This is a genomic window from Escherichia sp. KCJ4928 (assembly GCF_004352695.1).
In the GTDB taxonomy this organism is placed as follows: domain Bacteria; phylum Pseudomonadota; class Gammaproteobacteria; order Enterobacterales; family Enterobacteriaceae; genus ECMA0423.
Genome location: NZ_SJWV01000158.1, coordinates 1 through 9,744, shown reverse-complemented (window position 1 = coordinate 9,744; position 9,744 = coordinate 1). Strand labels below are relative to the sequence as shown.

Annotated in this window: 7 protein-coding genes; 6 read left to right on the top strand and 1 reads right to left on the bottom strand. The window is 53.3% G+C overall.

Translation table 11 applies throughout. From position 1 onward, the window contains the following. Positions 1-124 precede the first annotated feature (124 nt). From E0D98_RS18340 to yjcO, 6 genes are all read left to right on the top strand, one after another. Positions 125-400, top strand: a complete 276-nt coding sequence (locus E0D98_RS18340; RefSeq protein ID WP_001297587.1) for a YtcA family lipoprotein — start codon at positions 125-127, stop codon at positions 398-400. Positions 401-418: 18 nt separating this feature from the next. After that, complete coding sequence (mdtN, locus tag E0D98_RS18335) at positions 419-1,450, top strand: multidrug efflux transporter periplasmic adaptor subunit MdtN (RefSeq protein ID WP_000446355.1); 1,032 nt, start codon at positions 419-421, stop codon at positions 1,448-1,450. Next, on the top strand, positions 1,450-3,501 hold the full coding sequence (gene mdtO / locus E0D98_RS18330; protein WP_047089314.1) for a multidrug efflux transporter permease subunit MdtO: 2,052 nt from the start codon (positions 1,450-1,452) through the stop codon (positions 3,499-3,501). Before mdtN ends, mdtO begins: the two co-directional genes overlap by 1 nt. After that, complete coding sequence (gene mdtP / locus E0D98_RS18325; RefSeq protein ID WP_000610574.1) at positions 3,498-4,964, top strand: multidrug efflux transporter outer membrane subunit MdtP; 1,467 nt, start codon at positions 3,498-3,500, stop codon at positions 4,962-4,964. The genes mdtO and mdtP overlap by 4 nt, the downstream gene beginning before the upstream one ends. Before the next feature lie 197 nt (positions 4,965-5,161). Continuing rightward, entirely contained in the window at positions 5,162-7,309 is a 2,148-nt protein-coding gene (gene fdhF, locus E0D98_RS18320; protein ID WP_001300547.1) for a formate dehydrogenase subunit alpha, read from the top strand. A 93-nt stretch (positions 7,310-7,402) separates the two neighbouring features. Continuing rightward, positions 7,403-8,092, top strand: a complete 690-nt coding sequence (gene yjcO, locus E0D98_RS18315; protein ID WP_000719886.1) for a Sel1 family TPR-like repeat protein YjcO — start codon at positions 7,403-7,405, stop codon at positions 8,090-8,092. Positions 8,093-8,169: 77 nt separating this feature from the next. Here yjcO and gltP read toward each other — a convergent pair whose 3' ends face one another. Beyond that, entirely contained in the window at positions 8,170-9,483 is a 1,314-nt protein-coding gene (gene gltP, locus E0D98_RS18310; protein ID WP_000835799.1) for a glutamate/aspartate:proton symporter GltP, read from the bottom strand. Positions 9,484-9,744 lie beyond the last annotated feature (261 nt).

Genomic DNA, 9,744 nt, shown 5'->3' with positions numbered 1-9,744 from the left:
AGTTATGAATGCGGTGGCTGAATAAAGCTATTTTTATTCATCGAGAAAATAGCCATACTGACGCCTTCAATGGATATTGATATTCACTACAGATATTGTTCGCAGCAGACAGGATGTATTTAATATGCCAACAGTTCTCTCTCGCATGGCGATGCAACTCAAAAAAACAGCCTGGATAATTCCCGTCTTCATGGTTTCGGGATGCTCATTATCTCCGGCAATCCCGGTGATCGGTGCTTATTATCCCAGCTGGTTTTTCTGCGCCATTGCCAGCCTTATTTTGATGCTCATCACGAGGCGAGTTATTCAGCGGGCAAATATCAATCTGGCATTTGTCGGAATTATTTATACCGCCCTTTTTGCTCTCTACGCCATGCTGTTCTGGCTGGCATTTTTCTAATCTATTTGAGACGCGCTCATGGAAAGTACGCCGAAAAAAGCTCCTCGCAGTAAATTCCCTGCTCTGTTAGTGGTTGCATTGGCGCTGGTTGCCCTTGTTTTCGTTATCTGGCGCGTAGACAGTGCGCCATCAACTAATGACGCTTACGCGTCAGCAGATACCATTGATGTGGTGCCGGAAGTCAGCGGCCGCATTGTAGAACTGGCGGTCACCGACAACCAGGCAGTCAAACAGGGCGATTTGCTGTTCCGCATTGACCCGCGCCCGTACGAAGCCAATCTGGCGAAAGCTGAAGCCTCCCTCGCGGCGCTGGATAAGCAAATTATGCTCACCCAGCGTAGCGTTGATGCGCAACAGTTTGGTGCCGACTCGATTAATGCCACGGTAGAAAAAGCCCGTGCCGCCGCGAAACAGGCCACAGATACATTACGCCGCACCGAGCCATTACTGAAAGAGGGTTTTGTCTCAGCGGAAGACGTTGACCGTGCAAGAACTGCGCAGCGCGCCGCAGAAGCCGATCTTAATGCCGTATTGTTACAGGCGCAGTCAGCCGCCAGCGCCGTCAGCGGCGTGGATGCATTAGTTGCCCAGCGTGCGGCGGTCGAAGCGGATATTGCCCTGACCAAACTGCATCTGGAAATGGCGACCGTTCGCGCGCCGTTTGATGGCCGGGTCATTTCCCTCAAAACCTCCGTCGGGCAGTTTGCATCTACGATGCGCCCTATTTTTACCCTAATCGATACTCGTCACTGGTACGTGATCGCCAACTTCCGCGAAACCGATCTGAAAAATATTCGCTCAGGTACACCCGCAACGATTCGCCTGATGAGTGACAGCGGCAAAACCTTCGAGGGTAAAGTGGATTCGATTGGCTACGGCGTGCTACCGGATGACGGCGGCCTGGTGCTGGGCGGCCTGCCGAAAGTTTCTCGCTCTATTAACTGGGTCCGCGTTGCCCAGCGTTTTCCGGTCAAAATCATGGTCGATAAACCTGACCCGGAAATGTTCCGCATCGGCGCTTCGGCAGTCGCTAATCTTGAGCCGCAATAATGAGCGCGCTCAACTCCCTGCCATTACCGGTGGTCAGGCTGCTGGCGTTCTTTCATGAAGAGTTAAGCGAGCGGCGACCCGGCCGCGTGCCGCAGATCGTGCAACTCTGGGTAGGCTGCCTGCTGGTGATTCTGATCTCGATGACTTTTGAGATCCCTTTTGTGGCGTTATCGCTGGCAGTGCTGTTTTACGGTATTCAGTCGAACGCGTTTTACACCAAATTTGTCGCGATCTTGTTTGTGGTTGCCACGGTGCTGGAGATCGGCAGCCTGTTTTTGATCTACAAATGGTCATACGGCGAACCGTTGATCCGATTGATCATCGCCGGGCCGATCCTGATGGGCTGTATGTTTTTGATGCGCACCCATCGGCTGGGACTGGTCTTTTTCGCTGTCGCCATTGTCGCCATTTACGGGCAAACCTTCCCCGCCATGCTCGACTATCCGGAAGTGGTCGTGCGCTTAACGCTGTGGTGTATCGTTGTTGGCCTCTATCCAACCTTGCTGATGACGTTAATCGGCGTGCTGTGGTTTCCCAGTCGTGCCATTACGCAAATGCATCAAGCGCTTAATGATCGGCTTGATGATGCCATTAGTCACCTGACGGACAGCCTCGCACCGCTACCCGAAACGCGGATTGAAAGAGAGGCGCTGGCGCTGCAAAAACTGAATGTCTTTTGTCTCGCGGACGATGCCAACTGGCGAACTCAAAGCGCATGGTGGCAAAGCTGCGTGGCAACGGTAACCTACATTTACTCGACGCTGAATCGCTACGATCCCACCTCTTTTGCTGATTCTCAGGCAATTATTGAATTTCGGCAAAAATTAGCCTCAGAAATCAATAAGCTGCAGCATGCCGTTGCTGAAGGTCAGTGCTGGCAAAGCGACTGGCGGATCACTGAAAGTGAAGCGATGGCGGCACGGGAATGTAACCTGGAGAATATCTGCCAGACGTTGTTACAACTGGGCCAGATGGACCCGAATACGCCGCCAACGCCCGCCGCCAAACCGCCATCAATGGTCGCCGATGCTTTTACCAATCCAGACTATATGCGCTACGCGGTAAAAACACTGCTCGCCTGTTTGATCTGTTACACCTTCTACAGCGGCGTGGACTGGGAAGGCATTCACACCTGTATGCTGACATGCGTGATCGTCGCTAACCCAAATGTCGGTTCGTCGTACCAGAAGATGGTGCTGCGTTTTGGCGGGGCCTTTTGCGGCGCGATTCTGGCGCTGTTATTCACGCTACTGGTCATGCCCTGGCTGGACAATATTGTCGAATTGCTGTTTGTGCTGGCACCGATTTTCCTGTTGGGCGCATGGATTGCCACCAGCTCTGAACGCTCTTCTTATATCGGCACACAGATGGTGGTCACCTTCGCGCTCGCCACGCTCGAAAACGTTTTTGGCCCGGTGTACGACCTGGTGGAAATTCGCGATCGCGCCATGGGTATCATCATTGGTACCGTGGTGTCCGCGGTGATTTACACCTTTGTCTGGCCTGAAAGTGAAGCGCGCACACTGCCGCAAAAACTGGCTGGCACGCTGGGTATGTTAAGTAAAGTAATGCGGATCCCACGCCAGCAGGAAGTCACGGCTCTGCGCACTTATCTGCAAATTCGTATCGGTCTGCATGCGGCGTTTAATGCCTGTGAAGAGATGTGCCAACGCGTGGCGCTGGAGCGTCAACTGGACAGCGAAGAACGCGCCTTACTGATTGAACGTTCGCAAACGGTTATTCGTCAGGGCCGCGATATTCTTCACGCCTGGGATGCCACCTGGAACTCGGCGCAGGCGCTGGATAACGCACTACAGCCGGACAGAGCAGGTCAGTTTGCCGACGCCCTGGAGAAATACGCTGCCGGTCTGGCAACCGCACTCAGCCGTTCTCCTCAAATAACGCTTGAAGAGACACCCGCCTCGCAGGCCATCCTGCCCACCTTATTAAAACAGGAGCAACACGTCTGCCAGCTTTTCGCCCGCTTGCCAGACTGGACAGCCCCGGCATTAACGCCCGCCACGGAACAGGCACAAGGAGCCACGCAATGATCAATCGTCAACTTTCACGTCTGCTGTTGTGCAGCATTCTCGGCAGCACGACGCTGATTTCCGGCTGTGCCCTGGTACGTAAGGATTCTGCACCTCATCAACAGCTCAAACCGGAACAAATCAAACTGGCCGACGATATTCATCTTGCCAGCTCCGGCTGGCCGCAGGCGCAGTGGTGGAAACAACTCAATGACCCGCAGCTGGATGCGCTGATCCAACGGACGCTAAGTGGTTCACACACCCTCGCCGAAGCGAAACTGCGGGAAGAAAAAGCGCAGTCCCAGGCCGATTTGTTAGATGCCGGTTCACAATTACAGGTCGCAGCGTTAGGGATGCTCAACCGCCAACGCGTCTCGGCGAACGGCTTTTTAAGCCCTTATGCGATGGATGCGCCCGCACTGGGTATGGACGGGCCGTACTATACGGAAGCCACAGTAGGTTTGTTTGCCGGACTGGATCTTGATTTGTGGGGTGTGCATCGCTCAGCGGTTGCCGCCGCCATTGGCGCGCATAATGCCGCGCTGGCAGAAACCGCAGCAGTAGAGCTATCGCTGACCACGGGCGTAGCGCAGCTTTATTACAGTATGCAGGCCAGCTATCAGATGCTCGATCTGTTAGAACAAACTCGCGATGTGATTGATTACGCGGTGAAAGCGCACCAGAGTAAAGTGGCGCACGGTCTGGAAGCACAAGTGCCTTTCCACGGCGCGCGGGCACAGATTCTGGCGGTCGATAAACAAATTGCTGCCGTCAAAGGGCAAATCACCGAAACGCGAGAATCTCTGCGTGCATTGATTGGCGCGGGGGCCAGCGATATGCCGGAGATCAAACCGGTGGCATTACCACGAGTCCAGACCGGCATTCCGGCGACACTCTCTTATGAATTGCTCGCCAGACGCCCGGATCTGCAAGCCATGCGCTGGTATGTTCAGGCGTCATTAGATCAGGTGGATTCCGCGCGGGCGCTGTTCTACCCGAGCTTTGATATCAAAGCGTTTTTCGGCCTTGATGCCATCCACCTGGATACCTTATTCAAAAAAACCAGTCGCCAGTTCAACTTCATCCCGGGTCTGAAATTGCCGCTGTTTGACGGTGGACGGTTGAATGCCAATCTCGAAGGCACGCGCGCCGCCAGCAACATGATGATTGAACGTTACAACCAGTCAGTACTGAACGCGGTGCGTGACGTTGCCGTCAACGGCACGCGTCTGCAAACGCTCAACGACGAGCGAGAAATGCAGGCTGAACGCGTGGAAGCAACGCGCTTCACCCAGCGCGCTGCCGAGGCCGCCTATCAGCGCGGCTTAACCAGCCGCTTACAGGCCACTGAAGCCCGGTTGCCAGTACTTGCCGAAGAGATGTCATTACTGATGCTGGACAGCCGCCGGGTGATCCAAAGCATTCAGTTGATGAAATCGCTGGGCGGCGGGTATCAGGCGGCTCCCGTCGTCGAGAAAAAATAAAATGTCTGCCGCGTGATGGCTGTCACGCGGTATTTCGTTTCGTCACGTCAAAACTGACGACAGCCTGTTTTTCGTCAGAGTTTTGAATAAATAGTGCCCGTAATATCAGGGAATGACCCCAAATAAAATGTGGCATAAAAGATGCATACTGTAGTCGAGAGCGCGTATGCGTGATTTGATTAACTGGAGCGAGACCGATGAAAAAAGTCGTCACGGTTTGCCCCTATTGCGCATCAGGTTGCAAAATCAACCTGGTCGTCGATAACGGCAAAATCGTCCGGGCGGAGGCAGCGCAGGGGAAAACCAACCAGGGTACCCTGTGTCTGAAGGGTTATTATGGCTGGGATTTCATTAACGATACCCAGATCCTGACCCCGCGCCTGAAAACCCCCATGATCCGTCGCCAGCGTGGCGGCAAACTCGAACCTGTTTCCTGGGATGAGGCACTGAATTACGTTGCCGAGCGCCTGAGCGCCATCAAAGAGAAGTACGGTCCGGATGCCATCCAGACGACCGGCTCCTCGCGTGGTACGGGTAACGAAACCAACTATGTAATGCAAAAATTTGCGCGCGCCGTTATTGGTACCAATAACGTTGACTGCTGCGCTCGTGTCTGACACGGCCCATCGGTTGCAGGTCTGCACCAATCGGTCGGTAATGGCGCAATGAGCAATGCTATTAACGAAATTGATAATACCGATTTAGTGTTCGTTTTCGGGTACAACCCGGCGGATTCCCACCCAATCGTGGCGAATCACGTAATTAACGCTAAACGTAACGGGGCGAAAATTATCGTCTGCGATCCGCGCAAAATTGAAACCGCGCGCATTGCTGACATGCACATTGCACTGAAAAACGGCTCGAACATCGCGCTGTTGAATGCGATGGGCCATGTCATTATTGAAGAAAATCTGTACGACAAAGCGTTCGTCGCTTCCCGTACAGAAGGCTTTGAAGAGTATCGTAAAATCGTTGAAGGCTACACGCCGGAGTCGGTTGAAGATATCACCGGCGTCAGCGCCAGTGAGATTCGTCAGGCGGCACGGATGTATGCCCAGGCGAAAAGCGCCGCCATCCTGTGGGGCATGGGTGTAACCCAGTTCTACCAGGGCGTGGAAACCGTGCGTTCTCTGACCAGCCTCGCGATGCTGACCGGTAACCTCGGTAAGCCGCATGCGGGTGTAAACCCGGTTCGTGGTCAGAACAACGTGCAGGGTGCCTGCGATATGGGCGCGCTGCCGGATACGTATCCGGGATACCAGTACGTGAAAGATCCGGCTAACCGCGAGAAATTCGCCAAAGCCTGGGGCGTGGAAAGCCTGCCTGCTCATACCGGTTATCGCATCAGCGAGCTGCCGCACCGCGCAGCGCATGGCGAAGTGCGTGCCGCGTACATTATGGGCGAAGATCCGCTGCAAACTGACGCGGAGCTGTCGGCAGTACGTAAAGCCTTTGAAGATCTGGAACTGGTTATCGTTCAGGACATCTTTATGACCAAAACCGCGTCGGCGGCGGATGTTATTTTACCGTCAACGTCGTGGGGCGAGCATGAAGGCGTGTTTACTGCGGCTGACCGTGGCTTCCAGCGTTTCTTCAAAGCAGTTGAACCGAAATGGGATCTGAAAACGGACTGGCAAATCATCAGTGAAATCGCCACCCGTATGGGTTATCCGATGCACTACAACAACACCCAGGAGATCTGGGATGAGTTGCGTCATCTGTGCCCGGATTTCTACGGTGCGACTTACGAGAAAATGGGCGAACTGGGCTTCATTCAGTGGCCTTGCCGCGATACTTCAGATGCCGATCAGGGGACTTCTTATCTGTTTAAAGAGAAGTTTGATACCCCGAACGGTCTGGCGCAGTTCTTCACCTGCGACTGGGTAGCGCCAATCGACAAACTCACCGACGAGTACCCGATGGTACTGTCAACGGTGCGTGAAGTTGGTCACTACTCTTGCCGTTCGATGACCGGTAACTGTGCGGCACTGGCGGCGCTGGCTGATGAACCTGGCTACGCACAAATCAATACCGAAGACGCCAAACGTCTGGGTATTGAAGATGAGGCATTGGTTTGGGTGCACTCGCGTAAAGGCAAAATTATCACCCGTGCGCAGGTCAGCGATCGTCCGAACAAAGGGGCGATTTACATGACCTACCAGTGGTGGATTGGTGCCTGTAACGAGCTGGTTACCGAAAACTTAAGCCCGATTACGAAAACGCCGGAATACAAATACTGCGCCGTGCGCGTCGAGCCGATCGCCGATCAGCGCGCCGCCGAGCAGTACGTGATTGACGAGTACAACAAGTTGAAAACTCGCCTGCGCGAAGCGGCACTGGCGTAATACAGTCCTTTCTACAGCCTCCTTTCGGAGGCTGTTTTTTTATCCATTCGAACTCTTTATACTGGTTACTCCCTACCCAATCGTATTATCAAAATGAAAAAAATTATCGCATTGATGTTGTTTTTGACATTCTTTGCCCACGCGAACGACTCCGAGCCTGGCAGCCAGTATTTAAAGGCAGCAGAGGCCGGGGACCGACGCGCACAATATTTTCTTGCCGACAGCTGGTTTAGCTCCGGCGATTTGAGCAAAGCCGAATATTGGGCACAGAAAGCCGCCGACAGCGGTGATGCTGATGCCTGCGCGCTGCTGGCGCAGATCAAAATCACCAATCCGGTCAGTCTGGACTATCCACAAGCAAAAGTTCTTGCAGAGAAAGCGGCGCAAGCGGGCAGTAAAGAAGGTGAAGTAACGCTGGCGCATATTCTGGTAAATACTCAAGCGGGTAAACCGGATTATCCAAAGGCGATTTCGCTGTTAGAAAACGCCTCGGAAGATCTGGAGAACGACTCTGCCGTCGATGCCCAAATGCTGCTTGGTTTGATTTACGCCAACGGCGTGGGCATTAAGGCCGACGATGACAAGGCAACCTGGTATTTCAAACGCAGCTCTGCAATTTCCCGAACCGGTTATTCCGAGTACTGGGCGGGAATGATGTTCTTAAACGGTGAGGAAGGTTTTATCGAGAAGAACAAACAAAAGGCGCTGCACTGGTTGAACCTGAGCTGTATGGAAGGGTTTGATACCGGGTGTGAAGAGTTTGAAAAATTAACCAACGGTTAAGGTAGGCCTGATAAGACGCACCAGCGTCGCATCAGGCATCCACACATTGCCGGGTGGATAACCCCGGCAATCTTCAATTATTGATCCGCAGTTTTATCAAATTTGCCCAGCACTTCACGCTCATAAGCCAGCGCCTTTTTGCGGTCAAATTTGTGTTCCCACTTGGCAATCACCAGCACCGCCAGCGCATTACCCACCACGTTCAGCGCAGTACGCGCCATGTCGAGGATACGGTCAACACCAGCAATAAACGCCAGGCCTTCCAGCGGAATACCTACGCTACCCAGCGTTGCCAGCAACACCACAAACGACACGCCCGGCACGCCAGCAATCCCTTTCGAGGTCACCATCAGCGTCAGCACCAGAATGATTTCCTGCCAGATGGACAGGTCAATGCCATACAGCTGAGCGATGAAAATAGCGGCAATACTTTGATACAGCGTCGAACCATCAAGGTTAAAAGAGTAACCGGTCGGCACCACGAAGCTGGTGATCGACGCCGGTGCTCCGTAGGCTTCCATCTTCTCAATAATTCGCGGCAGTACGCTTTCAGAGCTGGCAGTGGAGTACGCCAGAATCAGCTCATCTTTCAGAATACGAATCAGGATCCAGACGCTTAACCCGCACAGGCGCGCCACAATTCCCAGCACTACCAGCGCGAAGAACAGAATGGCGAAATGCACCAGCAGCACCAGTTTCGCCAGTGGCCACAGAGAAGAGAAACCAAAGTTAGCCACCGTCACCGCAATCAGCGCAAACACACCCACCGGTGCATAACGCATCACCATGTGAGTCACTTTAAACATGGTTTCAGAGATGGAGCGGAACACGGTCACCAGCGGTTCACGATGCGTCGCGGGCAGGGAGGAAAGCCCCAGACCAAACAGCACCGAGAAGAAGATGATCGGCAGCATTTCGCCTTTCGCCATCGACGCCACAATGTTCGTCGGCACCAGCGACAAAATCGTGCCCATAATGCCGTGGGAACTGCTTTGTACCGCTTCCGTAGTGCTCTGATATTTCGAGATATCGACGGTCGCCAGCTGCGACATATCCACCCCGGCACCGGGCTGGAAGACGTTCGCCAGAGTGATCCCCAAAATGATGGCGACGGTGGTGATCACCTCGAAGTAAATAATGGTTTTCGCGCCAATACGCCCGAGCTGTTTGGCATCACCAACACCCGCGATACCCACCACCAGCGTGGAGATCACAATCGGCACAACAATCATTTTGATCAGATGGATGAAGATATCACCCGCCGGAGAGAGCAAATTGACGACCAGCCAGTCGCGGCTGTCGCTATGGTAGTGCAGGTAGCTTCCCAGGAGAATGCCCAGCACCATAGCAAACAGAATCTGCCAGGCCAGGCTGAATTTTATACTTTTCATCAGAATAACTTCCTCAATGGAGCGCCGTTCCCCGTTCAGAAACGCGAGAACGTGACATACTGCCAGGGCATGAATTGTGTTGCGTTGGTTTGTAGATTTTTTTAACGCTTATGATCAGTATCATTTGCGCGGTATGTTGCGCAACCCTTTAACAACAGAGCTTTTCGCTGCATTAATGCATAATAACGCGAGTTTATGGCAGGATTAATGAATAACCATTTGTTATGGAAAGATTTTTATTTGTTTAATCTGCAATAATAC